Origin of the sequence: Streptomyces sp. NPDC091271 (assembly GCF_044757505.1) — a bacterium.
Classification (GTDB): domain Bacteria; phylum Actinomycetota; class Actinomycetes; order Streptomycetales; family Streptomycetaceae; genus Streptomyces.
The window spans coordinates 560,761-582,629 of record NZ_JBIVVD010000003.1 but is presented as its reverse complement, the minus strand read 5'-3'; the positions used below and the strand labels follow the sequence as shown (position 1 = coordinate 582,629).

The window sequence follows — 21,869 nt, the reverse complement described above, 5'->3', positions numbered from 1 at the left end:
CTCTATTCCTGGTCGTCCGCCGCGTCACCGGCGGCCGTGCCGGTGTCGCCGGAGGCGTCCGGGGAGGCACCCGGGGAGGCGGAGGCGTCGGGTTTCTCGTTGACGTTCCCGACGACCTTTCCGCTGCCGTCGACGAGGTCGCCGTTCGGCTGGACGGTGACGGTGACGGTCGGGGTGGGCTTGGGCTTCTCCGGCTTCTTGGGCTGCTTCGGCAGGACCATGTCGCGGGGGTCCTCGCGAGGCGCCTGGACGACGATGCCCACGACGTCGAGCTTGGTGAAGCCGACGTACGGGCGGACGAAGACGGTCCGGGTGAGGTCTCCGCCGGACGGGTCGACGCGGACCACCTCGCCGACCGGCACGCCGGGGACGAAGGGCTTGTCCTTGCTGGACCCGAAGGTGACCAGCCGGTCACCCTTCTTGACGTCGGCCTTGCCGTTGAGGAACTGGACCGACAGCGGCCGGGATCCCTGTCCGGTGGCGAAGCCGAGCTCGTCGGTCTTCTCCATCCGGGTGCCGACGGTGAAGTCGGGGTCGTTGGCCAGCAGGACGGTCGCGGTGTTCGGGCCGACGGTGGTGACCCGGCCGACGAGCCCTTCGCCGTTGAGTACGGTCATGTCGCGCGCGATGCCGTCGTTCGCGCCGGCGTCGATGGTGATGGTCCAGGAGAAGCCCTGGGCCGCTCCTATGGCGATGACCTGGGCGGCCTTGATGCCGTACTGGCCGGCCCCGGCGGTCTTCAGCATGCTGTCTAGCTGGCGGACCTTGCTGGTGTTGCGGTCGTCGCTGCCGAGCTTCGTCTTCAGCGCGGCGTTCTCGTGCTCCAGGGCCGCGATCCGGTCGTGCCGGTCACCGGAGTCCCGTACGGCGCCGATGGCGTTGCCCACCGGGTCCACCGCCGCCGAGACGCCGTTCTCGACCGGACCGAAGACCGTGGCGGCTGCCTGCCGTGCTCCGTCCACCGGCGATGCCTCGCCACCGCGGATATCCACCGTGATCAGGGCGAATGCGATGGCGATCAGCAGCACCAGGAGCAGCCGGCTCTCTCGTGTGTCCCTCACGTGCGGCGGCCGTGCCTTCCTCGTCGGAATGTTCGTGCCTGTATACCAACGTTCCGCCGTACGGGGCGGCAGTGCCCGTACGGCGGAACATCGTGTTCTAACGTCGGGGCTGGGCGTCCAGCACCTGCTGGAGTGCCTCGAACTCCTCGACGCACTTGCCGGATCCGAGAGCCACGGAGTCCAGCGGGTCCTCGGCGATGTGGATCGGCATGCCCGTCTCGTGGCGGAGCCGCTCGTCGAGTCCGCGCAGGAGCGCACCGCCGCCGGTGAGGACGATCCCGCGGTCCATGACGTCGCCCGAGAGCTCCGGCGGGCACTTGTCGAGCGTCGTCTTCACGGCGTCGACGATCGCGTTGACCGGTTCCTCGATGGCCTTGCGGACCTCGGTCGCGGAGATGACGACGGTCTTGGGCAGGCCCGAGACCAGGTCGCGTCCGCGGATCTCGGTGTGCTCGTCCTTCTCCATCTCGAAGGCCGAACCGATCGTGATCTTGATCTGTTCGGCGGTCCGCTCACCGAGGAGGAGGGAGTACTCCTTCTTGACGTGCTGGATGATCGCGTTGTCCAGCTCGTCCCCGGCGACCCGGATGGACTGGGCAGTGACGATTCCGCCGAGCGAGATCACGGCGACCTCGGTGGTGCCGCCACCGATGTCGACGACCATGTTGCCGGTGGCCTCGTGGACCGGCAGCCCGGAGCCGATGGCCGCGGCCATGGGCTCCTCGATGATGTGCACCTGGCGCGCGCCGGCCTGCGTCGACGCCTCGATGACGGCGCGTCGCTCGACCCCTGTGATGCCGGAGGGCACACAGACGACGACCCGCGGGCGGGCCAGGTAGCGGCGCTTGTGGATCTTGAGGATGAAGTAGCGGAGCATGCGCTCCGTGATCTCGAAGTCGGCGATCACGCCGTCCTTCAGGGGCCGCACGGCAACGATGTTGCCCGGTGTGCGGCCGATCATCTTCTTTGCCTCGGAGCCGACCGCCAGGATTCCGCCGGTGTTGGTGTTGATGGCCACGACGGACGGCTCGTTCAGAACGATGCCGCGCCCCCTGACGTACACCAGCGTGTTGGCAGTCCCGAGGTCGATAGCCATGTCACGGCCGATGAACGACATTGAGTTCCCCTTGTTCCCCATGAGGATGCGTCGGGCCTTCCCAAGAAGCGAAGAATGGCTTGTTTTAGGTAGGCGAGGGTTGGCGCTGCGGGCGTGGAAGCTTCCATCGTAGTGCCGTATGCACGGACACAGCGCGAGGGTCCTTCGCCATGGCGAGCGGAACGGCTACCCGTTCCACCCATGGTGACGATACGTCGGGGGGATGCGTTCCCGCGATACGTGACCCTATGCCGAAGGGCGACCGAATTACTTCGGTCGCCCCAGGTCATGAGCGCTGATTGGCGGAGCCGAAGTCAGGAAAGGCCGGGAAAGAAGAGCTTGAGTTCTCGCTCTGCGGACTCCTCGGAGTCCGAGGCGTGGATGAGGTTCTCCCGGGTGATCGTGCCGAAGTCACCACGGATCGAGCCGGGCGCGGCGGCGATCGGGTCGGTGGGGCCGGCCAGGGCGCGGACGCCCTCGATCACCCGCTCGCCTTCGGCCACCAGAGCGACGACGGGGCCGGACGCCATGAACTCGACGAGCGGCTCGTAGAACGGACGGCCCTTGTGCTCGCCGTAGTGCTGCTCCAGGGTCTCCTGGTCGAGCGTGCGCAACTCCAGCGCGGTGATCGTCCAGCCGGCCTTGCGTTCGATGCGGCCGACGATCTCGCCGATCAGCCCACGCCGCACGGCGTCGGGCTTGAGAAGGACGAGGGTGCGCTGAGTCATGTACGGCTCCTTGCAGACTTCCGGTGCGGGTGAGGGCGAGATTACAGGGGTACTCGAACGGCCCTACGGCCGGGCTTACTCTGCGTCATCCTTGGGCCGGAGCCTCCGCGCTCTCCTGCGCCTCGGCCTGGGCGGCCCATCGCGCCTTGGCCTCGTCGATCCTGCGGCCGTAATGCACCGAGGCCCACCAGAGAGCACCGAAGATCACCCCGAGGATGAACATCATCGGGACGAAGAAGCCGCTCAGCACCAGCAAGATCTGGAGCGCCCAGCCCATCTGCACACCACCGGGACGGGTGATCACACCGCAGAGCAGGACGGACAGCAGCATGCCGATGCCGCAGACCGTCCAGACCATGGCCATGGACATGTCGTCGGACTTCATCGCCACGAGTCCGGCGAAGCCGATGACGAAGAATTCACCGATCAGCGTCGATGCGCAGAGCGTACGCACAGGTCAGCGCCTTCCCAGGAGCAGCCGGGCCTCGCCGACCGTGATCACGGATCCGGTCACCAGGACTCCGGCGCCCGCGTATTCGGCTTCTTCCTCGGCGAGGGTGATCGCCGCCTCCAGCGCGTCGTCGAGGCGGGGTTCGACCTGGACGCGCTCGTGGCCGAAGACCTCGACGGCAACAGCGGCCAGGGCGTCCGCGTCCATGGCGCGCGGGCTGGAGTTCTGGGTGACGACGATCTCGGCGAAGATCGGCTCGAAGGCCTCGAGGAGCCCCCGCACGTCCTTGCCGTCGCTCGCGCCCACGACCCCGATCAGCCGGGAGAAGCTGAACGCCTCGGAGACCCCCTCGGCGGCGGCGAGTGCGCCTGCCGGGTTGTGCGCCGCGTCCAGGACGACGGTGGGGCTGGACCGGACGACCTCCAGGCGGCCCGGCGAGAGCACCGAGAGGAAGGCCTTGCGGACCGCTTCGACGTCGAGGCTGCGGGCCTGCTCCGCGCCGATGCCGAAGAACGCCTCGACGGCGGCGAGCGCCACCGCCGCGTTGTGCGCCTGGTGCGCCCCGTAGAGCGGCAGGAAGATGTTGTCGTACTCGCCGCCCAGGCCCCGCAGGGTCAGCAGCTGGCCGCCGACCGCGATCTCGCGGGAGACGATGCCGAACTCCATGCCCTCGCGGGCGACCGTGGCGTCCACCTCGACGGCCTTCTTCAGCATGACCTGCGCGGCGTCGACCGGCTGCTGGGCCAGGACCACCGTCGCGTCCTGCTTGATGACGCCGGCCTTCTCACCCGCGATCTCCGCGGGGGTGGTGCCGAGGCGGTCGGTGTGGTCGAGCGAGATGGGGGTGACGACGGCGACCGAGGCGTCGATGACGTTCGTCGCGTCCCAGGTGCCGCCCATACCGACCTCGACGACCGCGACATCGACCGGCGCGTCGGCGAAAGCCGCGTACGCCATGCCGGTCAGCACCTCGAAGAACGAGAGCCGGTACGGCTGCTGGGCGTCGACCATCTCGACGTACGGCTTGATGTCGTTGTACGTCTCGATGAAGCGTTCCGGGTCGATCGGGGCGCCGTCCAGGCTGATGCGCTCGGTGATCGACTGGACGTGCGGGGAGGTGTAGCGGCCGGTGCGGAGCTCGAAGGCGCTCAGCAGGGCCTCGATCATGCGGGCCGTGCTCGTCTTGCCGTTGGTCCCCGTGATGTGGATCGAGGGGTAGGCGCGCTGGGGCTCGCCCAGCACGTCCATCAGGGCCGCGATACGGGTCACCGAGGGCTCGAGCTTGGTCTCGCCCCAGCGTCCGGAGAGCTCCTGCTCCACCTCGCGCAGCGCCCGGTCGGTCTCGGGATCGGCGGGGCGGTCGGGGACCGCCTCGCCCTGCGGCGGACCCGACTGGGTGCGCAGCGTCCGGCTCCCGGCCTCGATCACCGCCAGGTCGGGGTCGCGCTGGGTCTCTTCGTCGACGATCTCCGCGAAGGCGTCGTCGGGGTCGGACGCGTCGTGCCGGTCTGAAGGGCGGGGCTCACTCACAGGGCCAGTCTACGGATGGCCACGGACATCGCGCGCAGCGCCCGCTGCCGCGCTCTCCTCCGGGCACGGCGGAGCCCCCGCGCTCCCGGTCGGTCGGGGGCTCGGGGGCTCCGGCTTCAGATCATCAGCCCTGCGGCAGGTTCGCCAGCTGGGCGTCGATCCTCTCGATGTCGGCCTCGGCCTTGCTCAGCCGGCCACGGATCTTGTCCACGACGTTGTCGGGTGCCTTGGCGAGGAACGCCTCGTTGCCGAGCTTGGCGTTCGCCTGGACGATCTCCTTCTTGGCGGCCTCCAGGTCCTTGGTGAGGCGCTTGCGCTCGGCGGCGACGTCGATGGTGCCGGAGAGGTCGAGGGCGACCGTGGCACCGGCGACGGGGAGCGAGGCGGTGGCGTGGAAGCCGTCGCCGGCCGGCTGGAGGCGCAGCAGCTGCCGGATGGCGGCCTCGTGGGGCGCCAGGGCGGTGCCGTCCAGGGTGAGCGCGGCGGGAACCCTCTGGCCGGGCTGGAGGCCTTGGTCGGAGCGGAACCTGCGGACCTCGGTGACGACCTGCTGGACGAGCTCGATCTCCTGCTCGGCCTCCTGGTCGCGGAAACCGGAGTCGTTCGGCCAGTCGGCGACGACGAGGGACTCGCCGCCGGTGAGGGTCGTCCAGAGCGTCTCGGTGACGAAGGGGACGACCGGGTGCAGCAGACGCAGGGTGACGTCGAGGACCTCGCCCAGGACGCGCGCGGAGACCTTGGCCTGCTCGCCCTCGGCGAAGAACGTCGTCTTGGACAGCTCGACGTACCAGTCGAAGACCTCGTCCCACGCGAAGTGGAACAGGGCGTCGGACAGCTTGGCGAACTGGTAGTCGTCGTAGAGCGCGTCGACCTGGGCGACGACCGTGTTGAGCCGGGAGAGGATCCAGCGGTCGGTGGCGGTCATCTGCTCGGGGGCCGGCAGTGCGCCCTCGACCGTCGCGCCGTTCATCAGCGCGAAGCGGGTGGCGTTCCAGATCTTGTTGGCGAAGTTGCGGGAGCCCTGGACCCAGTCCTCGCCGATCGGGACGTCGACGCCGGGGTTGGCACCGCGGGCCAGGGTGAAGCGGACGGCGTCGGAGCCGTACTTGTCCATCCAGTCCAGCGGGTTGACGACGTTGCCCTTGGACTTCGACATCTTCTTGCCGGTCTCGTCGCGGACCATGCCGTGGAAGGCGATGGTGCGGAACGGGACGTCGCCCATGGCGTACAGGCCGAACATCATCATCCTGGCGACCCAGAAGAACATCAGGTCGTAGCCGGTGACCAGGACGGAGTTCGGATAGAACTTCTCCAGCGACTCGGTCTGCTCCGGCCAGCCCATGGTGGAGAACGGCCACAGTCCGGAGGAGAACCAGGTGTCGAGGACGTCGGTGTCCTGGTGCCAGCCCTCGCCGGTGGGCGCCTCGTCGTTCGGGCCGACGCAGACCATCTCGCCGTCCGGGCCGTGCCAGACGGGGATGCGGTGGCCCCACCACAGCTGGCGCGAGATGCACCAGTCGTTGAGGTTGTCGACCCAGTCGAAGTAGCGCGGGGTCAGGTCGGCGGGGTGGATGTTGACGCGGCCGTCGCGGACGGCGTCGCCCGCCGTCTTGGCGAGCGTCTCGACCTTGACCCACCACTGCATCGACAGGCGCGGCTCCAGCGTCGTCTTGCAGCGGGAGCAGTGGCCGACGGAGTGGACGTACGGGCGCTTCTCGGCGACGATCCGGCCGTCGGCGCGCAGGGCGGCGACGATCGCGGACCGGGCCTCGAAGCGGTCCAGGCCCTGGAAGGGGCCGGGGGTGATGATGATGCCGCGCTCGTCGAGGACCTGGATGGTCTCCAGGTCGTGGCGCCGGCCGATGGCGAAGTCGTTCGGGTCGTGCGCGGGGGTGACCTTGACGGCGCCGGTGCCGAACTCGGGGTCGACGTGGGTGTCCGCGACGACCGGGATGGTGCGGTTCGTGAGCGGCAGCCTGATCTGCTTGCCGATGAGGCGGGCGTAGCGCTCGTCGTCGGGGTGGACGGCGACGGCGGTGTCACCGAGCATCGTCTCTGCGCGGGTGGTGGCGACGACGATGGTGTCGTCACCGTCGCCGTACTTCATGGAGACGAGCTCGCCGTCGTCGTCCTGGTAGTCCACCTCGATGTCGGAGATGGCCGTCAGACAGCGCGGGCACCAGTTGATGATGCGCTCGGCGCGGTAGATGAGGCCGTCGTCGTACATCCGCTTGAAGATGGTCTGGACGGCCGTGGACAGGCCCTCGTCCATGGTGAAGCGCTCGCGGTCCCAGGCGACGCCGTCGCCGAGGCGGCGCATCTGGCCGGAGATCTGACCGCCGGACTCTTCCTTCCACTGCCAGACGCGCTCGACGAACGCCTCGCGGCCCAGGTCGTGGCGGGACTTGCCGTCCTTGGCGAGTTCGCGCTCGACGACGTTCTGGGTGGCGATGCCGGCGTGGTCCATGCCGGGCTGCCACAGCGTCTCGTATCCCTGCATGCGCTTGCGGCGGGTGAGGGCGTCGATCAGCGTGTGTTCGAAGGCGTGGCCCAGGTGGAGGCTGCCGGTGACGTTCGGCGGGGGGATGACGACGGTGTACGCGGGCTTGTCGCTCTTCGCGTCGGCCGTGAAGTAACCGCGTTCTACCCAGCGCTCGTACAGCGGCCCCTCTACATCGGCCGGCGCGTACTGGGTCGGCAGTTCGGGGGTGCTGGCTGGCTGCTGCGCTGCGTTCTCGGTCACGCACCACAGTTTAGACCGAACGGAAATTGGGGCCGTCACAGTCGTGCAGTCAACTCGACCCGGTCCTGCAAGGACCGGGTTTGGAGGTAGAGCCCGGCTGGCTGCTGGGTTGTCTCCTCCGTCGGGCCACCCTGTGGGGTGGCTGGGACGCGTGACTCACGCCCCGCTGCCCACACGGCTTCGCCCTTGCGGTCGATGTTGTGGGACGCATTGTCGTCCGCATGCATGGTGACGCCGCAGGCGCGGCACGCGAACGTTGCTTGATTGATTCGGTTCTTCCGGTCGGTGTACCCGCATGCGGAGCATTGCCGGCTGGTGTACGCCGGATCCACGTACACCAGCGGCACCCCGGCCCGGCGTGCCTTGTATTCGATGAAGGAGCCGAGCTGATGAAAGCTCCATGAGTGCAGTGGTGTCCGCTGGTCCTTGCGGAGCCGTACCCGGTCGCGGATGCCCGTGAGGTCTTCGAGGGCGATGCCGCGGCCGGTGCGTTCAGCGGTGTTGACGATCTTCTTCGAGATGATGTGGTTGATGTTCGCGGCGTGCCGCGCTTCCTTGCGGGCACGCTGCTTCAACAGACGTTTGGCGGACTTGGTGCCCTTGGCCTGGAGCTTGCGGCGCAGTTCGAGCTGCCGCTTGCGGTGCCGGTTCACCCCACGCCCGGCGGCACGGTAGCCGGTTGAGGTGGTCGCGATGTTGACGATGCCGAGGTCCACGCCGATGAACCCGGACGGGTTCTCGTTGACCGGGGCCTCGGGTACCTCGCACACGGCGATCAGATAGAACACGCCGTCGCGTTCGATGAGATCCGATTCGCCTCTGCGGTACTCGCGAAGTGTCTTGAGTGCGTCGGCGGAGCAGGCGAAGCGAACGTTCTTGATCCGCCCCGCCGTGGTCCAAAGGCTGACGGTCTGTGCGTCGTACTGCCAGGACAGACACCGGTCGTCAAACGGGTGCGCGGACTGCGGACGGAAGACGATCGGTTTTGACTCCGCCTTGAGTCGGCGCTTCGATCCGGGCTTGCCCAGGTTTCCTGCCCGAATGTTGGCCCGCAGGGAGGTATAGGCGTCACACACCTTCTTGATCGTGTGCTGAGCTGCCTGCGCACCGAGACCGGCCGCCTTCAGTTCAGCGTAGGTGTGCTTGCGCAGTTCATACTCACGCAGCACACCGCACTCGAACGCCACAGCGGAAACCCAGTTGGCCCGGTCGTTGACCGTGCGCAGGGTCGCACCGATGGCTGTCGCCTGCGCGGCATCCGGCGTCAGTTGCACCTGCACGACGACCTTCACACGGGTCACGCTAGTGCAGTTGGCCTATGCCACCGCAACAGGAACTGAACTCGAACCTTTGTTGGAGCGTGCGATCGTTCACTCCTCCGTGCACCTTGTTCTTCGTCCTGACTGCTGACGTGGACCGCTGACCTCTGAAATCTTCGGCACTGCGGTGCAGTCAGGCGGTCCGTCTGTGCGGACTCCGAAACCAAACCGTCGCGTTCACCGACAAGCGCGCCAAAGCGCCCTATCGTGCAATAACCCTATAGATCGCCCTCTATAGAATCGTGGGCTCAGCTCCCTCAAGGGCACCTCCGCCCGCTCAAACTCCGCCAAGAACAGCCTGGACACATCCGCATTTACCTGTGGGATGCGCGCTTCTGAACACCCTTATACTTCGCGTCCTCCCGGGCCAAAGCTGCGGAGTCCCTCCCCAGATCACGCCGGGACCGGTTTGTTCCGTAACGGTGTGCCTCCCGGTGCCCCACGCCTGCAGGCCGTCCGTCAGGATGTTCGGAACGCGTAAGCATCACGAACAGGGGACACCGCAGATGAGCTACAACCAGCCGGGCCCGTACGGCGGGCAGCCGCCGCAGGGCCAGCCCGGACCGTACGGCCAGCAGCCGGGCCCGTACGGGCAGCAGCCCGGCCCGTACGGCGGCCCCCCGCCGCAGGGTCCTCCGCAGGGCCAGCCCGGCTACGGCTACCCGCAGCAGGCACCCCAGGGTGTCCCGCCGCAGCAGCAGCCGCCTCAGCCGGGCTACGGCTACCCACAGCAGCCCGGCCCGTACGGCCAGCAGCCGCCCACCCCGCCGTACGGCGGGCAGCAGGCGTACCCCGGCATGCCGCCGCAGCCGGGTGCGCCGAAGAAGAAGACGGGCCTGATCATCGGCGCGGCCGTGGTGGCGCTGGCGGTCGTCGCGGGCGGGGTGTACTTCCTGACAGCGGGCGGCGGCAGCGGCGATGTGGCGGACTCCACCAAGGGGTACAAGCTCACGCCGGCCGCTTCGGTGGGCGACTACAAACAGGACTCCTCCAAGGCGAAGCCGGGCGCCGCGATGACCGGCAAGGACAAGACCGAGGCCGAGGCCCTGGGGGTCAAGAACCCGAACGAGGTCGGCGCCCAGTACGTGAGCGGCGACCTTGAGAAGAACCCGCTCACCACGAAGATGCTCATGCTCCAGGGCATCTGGGGTGAGATCGAGGACCCCGAGAAGGTCATCGACGGGTCGTTCAAGAACGCCGAGAGGGAAGCGGCGATGGACGAAGACGCCAAGGGGTCGCTGGTCGGCAACCCCAAGAGCGTCAAGCCGGCCAGCTTCAAGGACGCCCTGATGAAGTGCCAGGACGTCAAGATCGTCAACGACGATGCCGACGGCACTCCGGCGAAGGGCCCCAAGGAGATGACCATGCCGGTCTGCATCTGGGCCGATTACAGCACCGTCGGCGTGGTGATCGGCTTCGACATCGGTGGCGCCATGACCAACAAGTCGATGACGCAGGACGAGACGGCGGCTCTGGCTGCCAAGCTCTACAACACCTCCCGTACCAAGGTCTGATCCCGCACAGCACGAAGGGGCGCCCGGCCGGTGGCCGGGCGCCCCTTCGGCGTTGCATTCCGCACCCTCGTTTTTGCCGATCGTGCATGACAGCGGGGAAGCCATCCAATTGCTTTGCCGTCACAATCACCCGATGGCCGCCCCATTAATCGTTGCTGACTCGTGCCCCTTGGAGCAAGGTCACGGTCACAGGGAACACCACCCGCAGCGTGAGCAGTCCTGCCCCCACCTCGGTGACACACTCCAGCCGGGACGCAAGGCGGCTACGTCACTTGCAACATCAATCTTTCGCAGCTACTAGTAGGAGTAACAGGCATCGTAGGCCTCAGAATCTTTGACTCCCAAAGCCAGCAACTGCTGCTTACACAGCGCTCTCTTAGCAATAGCCCCAGGATTAAACCCGGTGGCTGCGCTCGCATTAGCGCAGGCAGCCTTCGATTTAGCCCCAACAACATACCCGTTATTGTGCAGAGATATTTCACATCTCTGCGGGCTGGCATTGGCCACACTCGCAGTGGCTACCGGGATAGAAATGCTCGCCGCGATCACACTGACAGCTACAGCCGCTCGCCGAATGCCAAGAAGACTCATGTGAATTCCTCAGATCTATAACTGGATCGAACTCGAAACTCTTTGCGTCGAGATTACTTAGCCATTCAACGCAAATCCAGCACCAAGTTGCACATCGGCTCGATCCTGCCCTCACCGTGAGACTTTGGCGCGAACATGGCCTTGATCGGCCTCGTAGGAATTCTGCGGTCCGCACGTAGCACCCACGTGACGCACCCCGGCATGGTGCCTAACAGCCACAGACGCCGGAGGGGCGCCCAGCCACCGGCCGGGCGCCCCTTCGGCGTCTGTGGTGCGCTGCCGCTACGCGGACTTCTCGTGGCGGCCGCCGTCGTTCTTGCCGATCGTGCGCGGTTCGCGCGGGACCAGCGTCGGGTTGACGTTGTTCCGGACGACGTCCGGGGTGATGACCACGCGGGCCACGTCCTTGCGGGACGGGACCTCGTACATCACGGACTGGAGGACCTCTTCCATGATGGCGCGCAGACCGCGCGCGCCCGTCTGGCGCAGGATCGCCTGGTCGGCGATCGCTTCGAGGGCCTCGCGCTCGAAGTCCAGCTCGACACCGTCGAGTTCGAACAGACGCTGGTACTGCTTCACCAGCGCGTTGCGCGGCTCGACCAGGATCTGGAGCAGTGCCTCGCGGTCCAGGTTGTGGACCGAGGTCAGCACGGGGAGACGGCCGATGAACTCGGGGATCATCCCGAACTTCACCAGGTCCTCCGGCATGACCTCCTGGAACTGGTCGCTCGCCTGGATCTCCAGCTTGGAGCGGATCGTGGCCCCGAAGCCGATGCCCTTCGCGCCGGCCCGCGACTCGATGATCTTCTCCAGGCCCGAGAAGGCGCCGCCCACGATGAACAGCACGTTCGTCGTGTCGATCTGGATGAACTCCTGGTGCGGGTGCTTCCGTCCGCCCTGCGGCGGTACGGAGGCGGTGGTGCCCTCCAGGATCTTCAGCAGGGCCTGCTGGACGCCCTCGCCGGATACGTCGCGCGTGATCGACGGGTTCTCGCTCTTGCGGGCGACCTTGTCGATCTCGTCGATGTAGATGATGCCGGTCTCGGCCTTCTTGACGTCGTAGTCAGCGGCCTGGATCAGCTTCAGCAGGATGTTCTCGACGTCCTCACCGACATAGCCGGCCTCCGTCAGCGCCGTCGCGTCCGCGATGGCGAACGGGACGTTGAGCATGCGGGCCAGCGTCTGCGCGAGGAGCGTCTTGCCCGAGCCCGTGGGGCCCAGCAGCAGGATGTTGGACTTGGCGAGCTCGATCGCGTCGTCACGATTCGCGCCGCCGCCGTTCTCCCCGGCCTGGACCCGCTTGTAGTGGTTGTACACAGCGACCGAGAGGGCCTTCTTCGCGGGCTCCTGCCCGACGACGTACCCCTCGAGGAACTCGTAGATCTCGCGCGGCTTGGGGAGCTCCTCCCACCGCACCTCGGAGGTCTCTGCGAGCTCCTCCTCGATGATCTCGTTGCAGAGATCGATGCACTCGTCGCAGATGTACACACCGGGTCCCGCGATGAGCTTCTTCACCTGCTTCTGGCTCTTTCCGCAGAACGAGCACTTGAGCAGGTCGCCGCCATCACCGATGCGTGCCACGAGGTGCTTCCCCTTCGCCTGGGAGCAGCCTGGTTCAGCGGCTCCTGGTGCCTCTATCCGACGGTACCTTGCCTGGCCCCCCGTTCGGGCCCCCCTTGGCACTGTTCACACGGCCGGGGCCGTGCGGGTGGAATGTGCCAAGGGGAAAGACCGACGTCAGACGGACGCGCCTGCTGTGGTCTTACGGGTGGAGACAATCTGGTCCACCAGACCGTACGCGAGTGCGTCGTCCGCGGTAAGGATCTTGTCGCGCTCGATGTCCTCGCTGATCTTCTCCAGCGGGGTGGTGGAGTGCTTCGCCAGCATCTCCTCGAGCTGGGTGCGCATCCGCAGGATCTCGTTGGCCGCGATCTCCAGGTCGGAGAGCTGCTCACGGCCGGTCTGCGAGGACGGCTGGTGGATCAGCACACGGGCGTGCGGGAGCGCCATGCGCTTGCCCGGGGTGCCCGCGGCCAGCAGGACGGCGGCGGCGGAGGCCGCCTGGCCCATGCAGACCGTCTGGATGTCCGGCTTCACGAACTGCATCGTGTCGTAGATCGCGGTGAGCGCGGTGAACGAGCCGCCGGGGCTGTTGATGTAGATCGAGATGTCGCGGTCCGGGTCCATCGACTCCAGGCACAGCAGCTGCGCCATGACGTCGTTGGCCGAGGCGTCGTCGATCTGCACACCGAGGAAGATCACGCGCTCCTCGAAGAGCTTCGCGTACGGGTCGTACTCACGCACACCCTGCGAGGTGCGCTCCACGAAGCGCGGGACGACGTAGCGGTTGTCCACCTGCGGGCCGGTGTAGAGGCCGCTCGCGGAGGCGCCGGAGAAGTTGTTCATGTGGGTGTTCACCATCCTGGTGGCGTTCATGTGGGCTGGAGGTCTCGGCGTACGAGAGGGTGCGGGGTGGTGCACGCCCGGATCAGGCTCCGGTGCCGCCGCCGCCCGGGATGCCCGACGCGACCGAGATGATCTCGTCGATGAGGCCGTAGTCCTTGGCCTCCTCGGCGGTGTACCAGCGGTCGCGGTCGCCGTCGCGGATGATCGTCTCCACGGTCTGACCGGAGTGGTGCGCGGTGATCTCGGCCATCCGCGTCTTCGTACGGAGCAGGTACTGCGCCTGGATCTTGATGTCCGAGGCGGTACCGCCGATGCCGGCCGAACCCTGGTGCATGAGGATGTCGGTGTTCGGGAGCGCGAAGCGCTTGCCCGCCGTGCCACCGGTGAGCAGGAACTGGCCCATGGAGGCCGCCATGCCCATACCGATGGTGACCACGTCGTTCGGGATGTACTGCATGGTGTCGTAGACCGCCATGCCGGCCGTCACCGAACCGCCGGGGCTGTTGATGTAGAGGTAGATGTCCTTGTCGGGTTCCGCGGCAAGGAGCAGAAGCTGTGCGGTGATCTTGTTGGCGATGTCATCGTCGACCTGCTGACCGAGGAAGATGATGCGCTCGCCGAGCAGTCGGCTGTAGACCTGGTCACCGAGGCCTCCACCGAGGGACGGCTCTCCGGCGGCGTAGGGCATCAGATTCGTCACGTATCCACCTGCTCGTCTCTGACGGCTCCGGCCGTCTCAGCGTCTTCGTACCGGGTGGGCCGGGACTACCCGACCCTTCCTCTTCATGGACCCTAACGCGCAGGTGGGACAACGCCATCCCGCTTCCCCAACTGTTCGCTGGGAGCGCAAGGTAAGCAGTCCGCACAAGGGTTCCCGGGCGGTCCCCGGGGCGCGGGGCCGATACGACGACGGGCCCCGGACTGATACGTCCGGGGCCCGTCGTGCGGATCAGATCAACGATCGGAGCGGGGCTCAGGCCTCGTTCTTCTCGTCCTTCTTCTCGTCGGCCGACTCGGTGGTCTCCTCGGCGGCCTCGACCGTCTCGGTGGCCTCGTCCGCCGCGTCCTCATCGTCTTCGAGCTCGACGACCTCACCGTTGGTGTCGGTGACCTTGGCGGCCTCGACCACGACGGCGAGCGCCTTGCCGCGGGCGACCTCGCCGACGAGCATCGGCACCTGGCCGCCTTCGACGACGGCCTGGGCGAACTGGTCGGGGCTCATGCCGGAGGACTGCGCGCGCCGCATGAGGTGCTCGGTGAGCTCCTCCTGGTTGACGTTCAGCTTCTCCTTGTTGACGAGCTCGTCAAGGATGAACTGGGTCTTGATGCCCTTGACGGCCTGCTCGGAGGTCTCGTTCTCGAACTCCTCCAGGGTCTTGCCCTGGATCTCGAGGTACTTCTCCAGGTCGAGACCCATCTGGCCGAGCTGGTGGTGCTCCAGGTTGTGCTTGCGGGTCTGGACCTCGTCCGCGAGAAGCTTCTCGGGGATCGGGACCTCGGCCAGCTTCAGCAGCTCCTCGAGGACGCGCTCCTGGGCCTGGGTGGCCTGGTCGTACTGCTTGGTGCTCTCGAGGCGCTTGCGGCTGTCCTCGCGGAGCTCGGCGAGCGTGTCGAACTCGCTCGCCATCTGCGCGAAGTCGTCGTCCAGCTCAGGCAGTTCGCGGGAGGCGACGGCGGTGACCTTGACGGTGACCTCCGCCTCCTTGCCCTCGGCGGAGCCGCCCTTCAGCTCGGAGGTGAAGGTGGCCTCGCCACCGGCCTCCAGGCCGGTCACGGCCTCGTCGATGCCTTCGAGGAGCTCGCCGGAGCCGATGGTGTACGAGACACCGGCGGCCACGCCGTCCTCGAGGACCTCTCCGTCGACCTTGGCCTCGAGGTCGATCGTGACGACGTCGCCCTCGGCTGCGGCGCGCTCGACCGGGTTGGTCGAGGCGAAGCGCTCACGGAGCTGCTCCACGGCCTTGTCGACGTCCTCGTCGCTGACTTCGAGTGCGTCCACGGTGACCTCGATGCCGGAGTAGTCCGGAATCTCGATCTCGGGACGGACATCCACCTCGGCGGTGAAGGCCAGCAGCTCGCCGTCCTTGAGTTCGGTGATGTCGACTTCGGGCTGGCCCAGAACGTTGAGCTCACCCTCGTTGACAGCCTCGGTGTAGAACTTCGGAAGGGCGTCGTTGACGGCCTCCTCCAGCACAGCACCACGGCCGAACCGCTGGTCGATGACGCGGTTGGGGATCTTGCCCTTACGGAAGCCCTTCACCGTGACCTGCTGGTTGATCTTCTTGTACGCCGCGTCGAGGCTGTCCTTGAGCTCCTCGAAGGGCACCTCGATGCTGAGCCGAACCCGAGTCGGGTTCAGGGTCTCCACGGCGCTCTTCACGGTTCGGTCTCCTTGGTGGCTGACTTCTTGGGGTTCTGCTGGGCCGCCGAGAGGCGGCTTCGCGGATCGAGCCCGGTACATCAGACACACGGGCACGCAATTTGCATAGTAACGGCAAGGGGGAGGACTCCCACAATGCGATCTTGCTGGTGGTCGGGGTGGCCGGATTCGAACCGACGACCTTCCGCTCCCAAAGCGGACGCGCTACCAAGCTGCGCCACACCCCGTCGGTGCGACACGTAGGGTACATGCAGAACGACGCCGCGCAGGCCGCTTCGCGCAGGCGCCCCCCGGTCCGTCACGGGGGCCACGCCGATACGGGTGTGCGCGCACCTTCTCCGACCCGCTACGATGCTTCCCGTACCGAGTTCCGCCGGGCCTTCCGGACCGGCGTCGCGGTGCTTGCGGGCGTAGCTCAATGGTAGAGCCCTAGTCTTCCAAACTAGCTACGCGGGTTCGATTCCCGTCGCCCGCTCCATACGAAAGGGCCGACCCCGAGGAGAGATCCTCGGGGTCGGCCCTTCTCCGTTGCGCACTACTCGCCGGCCAGGGCCTCGCGCATCGCCTTCGCGGCGGGTGTCGGGTCGTAGCCCTCGGGAACGCCCTCGACCAGGATGATGTCGCCCTCGATGTGCCGTGAGCGCAGCGGCGCGATCTCCTTGTAGGCGGGCGAATCCCACCAGGCACGGGCCTCGGCGATCCCGGGAAATCCGATCACCACGACGTGACCGGGCCAGTCACCCTCCTTCGTCTCGTGCGGCGTGGCGTGCACGAGGAAGCGCCCGCCGTACCCCTCGAAGGTGGCGGGGATCCGTTCGATGTACTCGGCGATCTCCGGGTGTGGTGCGGCCTCGCGCAGGTGGGCTATGGCGTAGGCGGGCATGTCTGTCCCTTCGGTCGGCGGGGGACTCTTCGCCCCCGTGCCGCGCGGCGCGCCTGCACGGGCGCACAGCCGGCCCCGCCGCCGGGACGGACTCGCGCACACACGCGCCACGACGCGCGCAGGCGTCAGAAGCTGATCTGGTTGATCGTGTCGGCTATCGAGTTCATGAATCTGTTGATCGACGGCGCCATGCCCGTCGAGGCCAGGAAGAAGCCGAAGAGCACGGCGACGATCGCCGGCCCCCCCTTGATGGATCCGCCACGGATGAACACCACCAGGACGATCCCCAGCAGAAGCACCACAGACAGTGAAATGGCCACGACTGATCACACCCTTGGTCGGTCCGCCTTGCCGGCCCGGCGGCGTGCGGCCAGCACACCTCCGTCGCGACCATCGTGCCACCAACTCCCCTGTGACTGCTGCCGGGTGATGAAGAGAGATGACCGGATCGCGCCATCCTCGCGCCCGCGTGCAACCGGGTGCGCCCTCGCGCGATCCGGCGCACGCGGCGCCCCGCAGGGGCGGAGAGGGGGCACACCGAGAAGCTGTGCGCCCGCTGTGCGCAAGGAAGTTCGAATACTGGCCGATGTGATCGTTTCCATATCCCCACACTTCATTCACAGTGATTTGCCAGGAGTTCGTGCGACGAAATTCACTCTCGCCAATCAGCCGCCGATATGCCCCATTTAAGAGGGATGAATCAGCACGTAACGGGCGGTTGTCGGTGGTTTCGCATTCGACAGACAGGGAACACGCGATATCTCTTGGGAGTTTTACGCTTACCGATCGACGGGTCTAAGGTGCATGAGATGTCCAAAGCTCCGAGCGAAATTCAGAGGGCCCCGATCACCCCGAAGAGCCGGGAGTCGGAGCCGAGACATGAGCAGATCCTGACGGCCCCGGGGGCCCCCTCCTCGGCCGCCAAGGCCTCTCCTGCCCGCACCGAGGCACCCGCACCGGCCAAGAGCCGTGACGCGTACTTCGACAATGTGAAGTACCTCGCGATCGTGCTCGTGGCCGTGGCCCACTCGTGGGAGCCGGTCATGGACGGCAGCCGCGCCGCTCGGGCGCTGTACATGGTCGTGTACATGTTCCACATGCCGGCGTTCATCCTCGTCTCCGGATACTTCTCACGGTCGTTCAACATGAGCGCGCCCAAGGTGAAGCGCCTCGTCACCGGAGTCGTGGTGCCCTATGTGCTCTTCGAGACCGCGTACTCGCTCTTCAAGCGCTACGCCGGCGGTGAGCACGACGCGTCCATCACGCTGCTCGACCCCTTCTTCCTCACCTGGTTCCTGATCGCCCTGTTCATCTGGCGGGTCACCACACCGATTTGGCAATCGCTGCGTCACCCGCTCCCGGTCGCCCTCCTGATCGCGGCGCTCGCCTCGGTCTCGCCCGGCATCGGCGACGATCTGGACCTGCAGCGCGTCTGCCAGCTTCTGCCGTTCTTCGTGCTCGGCCTGCTGATGAAGCCCGAGCACTTCCAGCTGGTCCGGCGGCGTGAGGTGCGCCTGCTGTCCCTTCCCCTGCTCGCCGGGGCCCTGGCCTTCGCCTACTGGGTGGCGCCGCACATGCAGCTCGGCTGGTTCTACCGCAGCAACAGCGCCCAGGAGATGGACTTCCAGTGGTGGACTGGACCCGTGATGACCCTGGCGATGTTCGGATGCGCGCTGCTGCTCACGATCTCGTTCCTCGCCTGGGTCCCCCGCCGCCACATGTGGTTCACCGTGCTGGGCGCCGGGACGATCTGCGGCTACCTGCTGCACGGCTTCCTGATCAAGGGCGCCGGTTACTACGGCCTGTTCGACCGCTACGAGTGGCTCTCGGGGCCCGTGGGACTCGTCGTCGTCTCCCTCGTCGCCGCCGTCGCCGTGACCGCGCTGTGCACCCCGCCGGTCCGGCGCGCGCTCCGCTTCGCGACCGAGCCGGACATGAACTGGGCGTTCCGAAAGAGCCCCGCCAAGCGCTGAGCCTGTCCGGATCAGCCCCTCCCACCGGGGGCCGGTCCCGTCAGCCGGCCGCCGGGTTGGCTTGATCCCGCTGTTCGGCGGGGGTGACACCCCCGCCGAGCCCCAACAAGCCGCGCACCTGCGCATATTTCTCGCTCAGCCGGGTACGGGTCGCCGGCTCCAGGACCGCGAGCCGGTCCGGGTCAGCGTTGTGCGCCAGATCCGACTCCTTGATCAGCAGCGCTCCGGGCGTGGCGAGAATCCGCCCGGTGTACGTGAAGAGGTCCTCGCCGTCCCGCTTGGTGACGGCGAGGACCATTTCCTTTACCCGCAGGGGAAGCGGGGCCTCGTCCAGCCACTGCCGGGAGAGCACGCCGTCCTCGACCGCGTCGTGCAGCCAGGCGGCGGCGATCTGCTCCTCGCTGCCACCCCGGATCCGTACGCCCTCGGCCACCGCGGCCAGATGCTCCACGTACGGCCGCCCCGCCTTGTCGGTCTGCGAGCGATGAGCCTCGCGGGCGATCGCTTCCACCTGGGACAGGGTCAGACACGGGATCGGCATGGGCCGACTCTACGACGGACACCCCGGCATTCCGAAGGGCCCTCCGATGCACTCCAAATCGTTCGGTAAACTAATTACTGACGATTTCTTGACGCACTCTTGACCCAACGAAGGAGACGGGCTCATCGGACACGCAGACACGCTCATCGCCATGGGGGGCGCGTTCCTCGCCGCCGCCGTCCTCGCCCGCGTCGGCGGCCGTATCGGGCTGCCGACCATCCCTCTGTTCATCCTGGCCGGGATCCTCCTCGGCCCGCACACACCCGGGGTCGTCCTGCTCGACGACCCGCACGACCTGGAGATGCTCTCCGCGCTCGGTCTCGTGCTGCTGCTCTTCTACCTCGGCCTCGAGTTCCACCTCGACGACCTGAAGAAGGGCGGGCGCAAGATGGCGCTCGCCGGCGGCACCTATCTCGCCCTGAACGTCGGCGCGGGGCTCGGTTTCGGCTTCGCGCTGGGCTGGGGTACCTCTGAAGCGCTGGTCCTCGCGGGCGTGCTCGGCATCTCCTCGTCGGCCATCGTCACGAAGGTCCTGGTGGACCTCGGCCGGATCGGCAGTCCGGAGACGCGGCCGATCCTCGGCATCATCGTCGTCGAGGACGTCTTCCTCGCCCTCTACCTGGCCGCCCTGCAGCCGATCCTGTCCGGCGCGGACAGTCTCGGCGCGGCGGTGCTCGACGGCGGCAAGGCGTTCGGTTTCCTGCTGCTGCTCGCCCTGGTGGCCCGGTTCGGCACGAAGCTCATCGGCAAGCTGATGAACACCAAGGACGACGAACTCCTCGTCATCTCCTTCCTCGGAGTCGCCGTCTTCGTCGCCGGGATCTCGGAGTGGTTCGGGGTGGCCGACGCGATCGGCGCGTTCATGGTCGGCCTGATGCTGGGCAGCACCACCTCGGGTCCCCGCATCCTGAAGCTGGTGCACCCGCTGCGGGACGCGTTCGGCGCGATCTTCTTCTTCGCCTTCGGGCTGTCCATCAACCCCGGCGACCTGCCGAGCGTGGTGTGGCCGGTGCTGGCGGCTGTCGCGGTGACCGTGGCGATGAACGTCTTCGCGGGGATGGCCACGGCGAGGATCTACGCCTTCGGGCCGAAGGCCACGGCGAACATCTCCACCACCCTGCTGGCGCGAGGTGAGTTCGCGTTGATCCTCGCCACGATGGCGGCGGGCGCGGGCCTGGACGAACGGCTCTCCCCGTTCATCGCCGGGTACGTGCTCCTGCTCGCGGTCCTGTCGCCGCTGGCGGCCGGCCGTTCGCACTGGCTCGCCCGGATCCTTCCCGGAGGACGTGCACGGGACCAGGAGGCCGAGAAAGAGGCGGTACCGGTCTGACGTGCGCACCCCCCGGGTGCGGGGTCCGTGTCTCCGCACCCGGGACGGCGCTCCCGGACGACGTCCCGGGAATGACGTATCCGGATGACGCACCCAGGAAGACTTCACGTTCGGGTGACAGCCGAACACTCAGCTTGACGCCCGTACGGTTTCGACCGGTTCCGTAGGGTTCAGGTCCGACGGGACAGAAGCAGGAGCGCACGGTCGTCGTTGACGTCCTTCGCGCAGGCCTCGATCAGATGCCAGGCCGCACCCTCGAAGCCCGTGGCGACGTAGCGGTCGGCCTCACCGGTCAGCCGGTCGATGCCCTCGGCGATGTCCCGGTCGGAGGCCTCCACCAGGCCGTCCGTGAAGAGCATCAGGACGTCCCCGGGCGCCAGCGAGCCCTTCACCGCGTCGAACTGCGCACCGTCGTACACACCGAGCAGCGGGCCCTCCGCGGCCTTCTCCTCCCACCGGCCGCTGCCCGCGTGCAGCTGAAGCGCCGGAGGGTGCCCGGCCGAGAGGAGCTCGTAGTCACCGGAGTCCAGGTCCAGGACGAGATGGATGGAGGTGGCGAAGCCCTCGTCCCAGTCCTGGCGCAGCAGATAGCCGTTGGCCGCGGGGAGGAAGCCGTGCGGGGGCAGGGAGCCGAGGAGGCCGCCGAAGGCACCGGACAGCAGCAGGGCGCGGGAACCCGCGTCCATGCCCTTGCCGGAGACATCGGTCAGCACGACCTCCAGGGTGCGGCCGCCGTTGGTACGGGCGGCGACGACGAAGTCGCCGGAGAAGGACTGGCCCCCCGCCGGGCGGAGTGCCATCTCGCGGTGCCAGCCCTCGGGGAGCCGCGGCAGGGCGCTCTGGACCCGGATCCGCTCGCGCAGGTCGAAGAGCATCGTGCCGCCGCGTCGCCACGGCACCCCGACCCTGGCCCGGAACTGGGCGAGGACGAGCCCGAAGAAGCCGCAGGCCGCGACGACCAGGACGGTGCCCGGTGTGACCCGGGCGGGCCCCTCCGCATAGGGGCCGAGGGCGACGGACTCCACGATCAGGGCCGCGGCGGCGGTCGCGTAGAGACTCAGCAGGCTGGCAGGCCGCAGCAGCAGACCGCCCGCGACGATCGGGAGTGCCAGGGCGGTCGGTGAGCACCAGACCGGGTTGATCAGCGTGGTGCCGGTGATCACCGGAATCATGATCAGCAGACCGGCCAGGGCTATCCAGTCGGAGCCGTCCCCGCGGAAGTAGTCGACTCCGGACCTGCGCAGCGCGATGCGCGCCCGGTGCGCTGATCTTCGCCACCGGGCGGGGTAGGTGTCTGCTCCTCTGCGACGGGCCATTGCCGGG

Annotated in this window: 18 protein-coding genes and 2 tRNA genes; 4 read left to right on the top strand and 16 right to left on the bottom strand. The window is 67.4% G+C overall.

The genetic code is table 11. The annotated features are described in order from the left end of the window. Positions 1-2 precede the first annotated feature (2 nt). The 7 genes from mreC to ACIQM3_RS14385 all read right to left on the bottom strand — a co-directional run bounded on the left by mreC (position 3) and on the right by ACIQM3_RS14385 (position 8,901). On the bottom strand, positions 3-1,061 hold the full coding sequence (mreC, locus tag ACIQM3_RS14415; protein ID WP_401623617.1) for a rod shape-determining protein MreC: 1,059 nt from the start codon (positions 1,059-1,061) through the stop codon (positions 3-5). A 97-nt stretch (positions 1,062-1,158) separates the two neighbouring features. Next, positions 1,159-2,178 carry a rod shape-determining protein gene (locus tag ACIQM3_RS14410; protein WP_015577137.1) on the bottom strand — a complete coding sequence of 340 codons (1,020 nt, stop codon included), beginning with the start codon at positions 2,176-2,178 and terminating at the stop codon, positions 1,159-1,161. A gap of 293 nt (positions 2,179-2,471) precedes the next feature. Then, positions 2,472-2,885 carry a nucleoside-diphosphate kinase gene (gene ndk, locus ACIQM3_RS14405; protein WP_014156293.1) on the bottom strand — a complete coding sequence of 138 codons (414 nt, stop codon included), beginning with the start codon at positions 2,883-2,885 and terminating at the stop codon, positions 2,472-2,474. A gap of 85 nt (positions 2,886-2,970) precedes the next feature. Continuing rightward, positions 2,971-3,339 carry a DUF4233 domain-containing protein gene (locus tag ACIQM3_RS14400; protein ID WP_401623614.1) on the bottom strand — a complete coding sequence of 123 codons (369 nt, stop codon included), beginning with the start codon at positions 3,337-3,339 and terminating at the stop codon, positions 2,971-2,973. A gap of 3 nt (positions 3,340-3,342) precedes the next feature. Beyond that, complete coding sequence (locus tag ACIQM3_RS14395) at positions 3,343-4,866, bottom strand: bifunctional folylpolyglutamate synthase/dihydrofolate synthase (RefSeq protein ID WP_401623612.1); 1,524 nt, start codon at positions 4,864-4,866, stop codon at positions 3,343-3,345. A 124-nt stretch (positions 4,867-4,990) separates the two neighbouring features. Continuing rightward, entirely contained in the window at positions 4,991-7,609 is a 2,619-nt protein-coding gene (locus ACIQM3_RS14390) for a valine--tRNA ligase (protein ID WP_401623610.1), read from the bottom strand. 35 nt (positions 7,610-7,644) lie between these two features. Beyond that, entirely contained in the window at positions 7,645-8,901 is a 1,257-nt protein-coding gene (locus tag ACIQM3_RS14385) for an RNA-guided endonuclease InsQ/TnpB family protein (protein WP_401623608.1), read from the bottom strand. Positions 8,902-9,434: 533 nt separating this feature from the next. Here ACIQM3_RS14385 and ACIQM3_RS14380 point away from each other — a divergent pair. Continuing rightward, positions 9,435-10,442, top strand: a complete 1,008-nt coding sequence (locus ACIQM3_RS14380; protein ID WP_401623607.1) for a hypothetical protein — start codon at positions 9,435-9,437, stop codon at positions 10,440-10,442. Between the two features lie 873 nt (positions 10,443-11,315). On the opposite strand, the gene clpX is transcribed toward ACIQM3_RS14380, so the two are convergent. The 5 genes from clpX to ACIQM3_RS14355 form a co-directional block, all read right to left on the bottom strand. Beyond that, positions 11,316-12,614 (bottom strand): ATP-dependent Clp protease ATP-binding subunit ClpX, encoded by a 1,299-nt coding sequence (gene clpX / locus ACIQM3_RS14375; RefSeq protein WP_103516222.1) that lies wholly within the window; start codon positions 12,612-12,614, stop codon positions 11,316-11,318. Between the two features lie 156 nt (positions 12,615-12,770). Next, entirely contained in the window at positions 12,771-13,454 is a 684-nt protein-coding gene (locus tag ACIQM3_RS14370; protein WP_031091966.1) for an ATP-dependent Clp protease proteolytic subunit, read from the bottom strand. Between the two features lie 67 nt (positions 13,455-13,521). After that, the gene (locus tag ACIQM3_RS14365) at positions 13,522-14,127 is read right to left on the bottom strand and encodes an ATP-dependent Clp protease proteolytic subunit (RefSeq protein ID WP_031091967.1); all 606 of its coding nucleotides are present in this window, start codon (positions 14,125-14,127) and stop codon (positions 13,522-13,524) included. 285 nt (positions 14,128-14,412) lie between these two features. Then, positions 14,413-15,819 carry a trigger factor gene (gene tig / locus ACIQM3_RS14360; protein ID WP_401623604.1) on the bottom strand — a complete coding sequence of 469 codons (1,407 nt, stop codon included), beginning with the start codon at positions 15,817-15,819 and terminating at the stop codon, positions 14,413-14,415. A gap of 150 nt (positions 15,820-15,969) precedes the next feature. Continuing rightward, a tRNA-Pro gene (locus tag ACIQM3_RS14355) sits at positions 15,970-16,046 on the bottom strand. A gap of 177 nt (positions 16,047-16,223) precedes the next feature. On the opposite strand from ACIQM3_RS14355, the gene ACIQM3_RS14350 reads away from it, so the two are divergent. Then, positions 16,224-16,297 (top strand) — tRNA-Gly (locus ACIQM3_RS14350). 57 nt (positions 16,298-16,354) lie between these two features. Here ACIQM3_RS14350 and ACIQM3_RS14345 read toward each other — a convergent pair. Both ACIQM3_RS14345 and ACIQM3_RS14340 read right to left on the bottom strand, forming a co-directional pair. Beyond that, the gene (locus tag ACIQM3_RS14345) at positions 16,355-16,702 is read right to left on the bottom strand and encodes a DUF1330 domain-containing protein (RefSeq protein ID WP_401623602.1); all 348 of its coding nucleotides are present in this window, start codon (positions 16,700-16,702) and stop codon (positions 16,355-16,357) included. Positions 16,703-16,827: 125 nt separating this feature from the next. Next, positions 16,828-17,022 (bottom strand): hypothetical protein, encoded by a 195-nt coding sequence (locus tag ACIQM3_RS14340; protein WP_033299386.1) that lies wholly within the window; start codon positions 17,020-17,022, stop codon positions 16,828-16,830. A gap of 489 nt (positions 17,023-17,511) precedes the next feature. On the opposite strand from ACIQM3_RS14340, the gene ACIQM3_RS14335 reads away from it, so the two are divergent. Next, positions 17,512-18,675, top strand: coding sequence for an acyltransferase family protein (locus tag ACIQM3_RS14335; RefSeq protein WP_401623600.1), 1,164 nt, complete (start codon positions 17,512-17,514; stop codon positions 18,673-18,675). Positions 18,676-18,715: 40 nt separating this feature from the next. Here ACIQM3_RS14335 and ACIQM3_RS14330 read toward each other — a convergent pair whose 3' ends face one another. Continuing rightward, positions 18,716-19,216: an HD domain-containing protein gene (locus ACIQM3_RS14330; protein WP_401623598.1), complete on the bottom strand. Its 501-nt coding sequence runs from the start codon at positions 19,214-19,216 to the stop codon at positions 18,716-18,718. A 151-nt stretch (positions 19,217-19,367) separates the two neighbouring features. Here ACIQM3_RS14330 and ACIQM3_RS14325 point away from each other — a divergent pair, with 151 nt between their 5' ends. After that, positions 19,368-20,546 (top strand): cation:proton antiporter, encoded by a 1,179-nt coding sequence (locus tag ACIQM3_RS14325; protein WP_401623596.1) that lies wholly within the window; start codon positions 19,368-19,370, stop codon positions 20,544-20,546. 170 nt (positions 20,547-20,716) lie between these two features. Here ACIQM3_RS14325 and ACIQM3_RS14320 read toward each other — a convergent pair whose 3' ends face one another. Then, entirely contained in the window at positions 20,717-21,862 is a 1,146-nt protein-coding gene (locus ACIQM3_RS14320) for a PP2C family protein-serine/threonine phosphatase (protein ID WP_401623594.1), read from the bottom strand. Positions 21,863-21,869 lie beyond the last annotated feature (7 nt).

Coding starts and splice junctions, on each gene's coding strand:
- ACIQM3_RS14410 (WP_015577137.1), bottom strand. CDS start 2,178: ATGTCGTTCATCGGCCGTGACATGGCTATCGACCTCGGGACTGCCAAC.
- ndk (WP_014156293.1), bottom strand. CDS start 2,885: ATGACTCAGCGCACCCTCGTCCTTCTCAAGCCCGACGCCGTGCGGCGT.
- ACIQM3_RS14380 (WP_401623607.1), top strand. CDS start 9,435: ATGAGCTACAACCAGCCGGGCCCGTACGGCGGGCAGCCGCCGCAGGGC.
- ACIQM3_RS14370 (WP_031091966.1), bottom strand. CDS start 13,454: ATGGTGAACACCCACATGAACAACTTCTCCGGCGCCTCCGCGAGCGGC.
- ACIQM3_RS14365 (WP_031091967.1), bottom strand. CDS start 14,127: ATGCCCTACGCCGCCGGAGAGCCGTCCCTCGGTGGAGGCCTCGGTGAC.
- ACIQM3_RS14345 (WP_401623602.1), bottom strand. CDS start 16,702: ATGCCCGCCTACGCCATAGCCCACCTGCGCGAGGCCGCACCACACCCG.
- ACIQM3_RS14335 (WP_401623600.1), top strand. CDS start 17,512: ATGTCCAAAGCTCCGAGCGAAATTCAGAGGGCCCCGATCACCCCGAAG.
- ACIQM3_RS14330 (WP_401623598.1), bottom strand. CDS start 19,216: ATGCCGATCCCGTGTCTGACCCTGTCCCAGGTGGAAGCGATCGCCCGC.
- ACIQM3_RS14325 (WP_401623596.1), top strand. CDS start 19,368: ATGGGGGGCGCGTTCCTCGCCGCCGCCGTCCTCGCCCGCGTCGGCGGC.
- ACIQM3_RS14320 (WP_401623594.1), bottom strand. CDS start 21,862: ATGGCCCGTCGCAGAGGAGCAGACACCTACCCCGCCCGGTGGCGAAGA.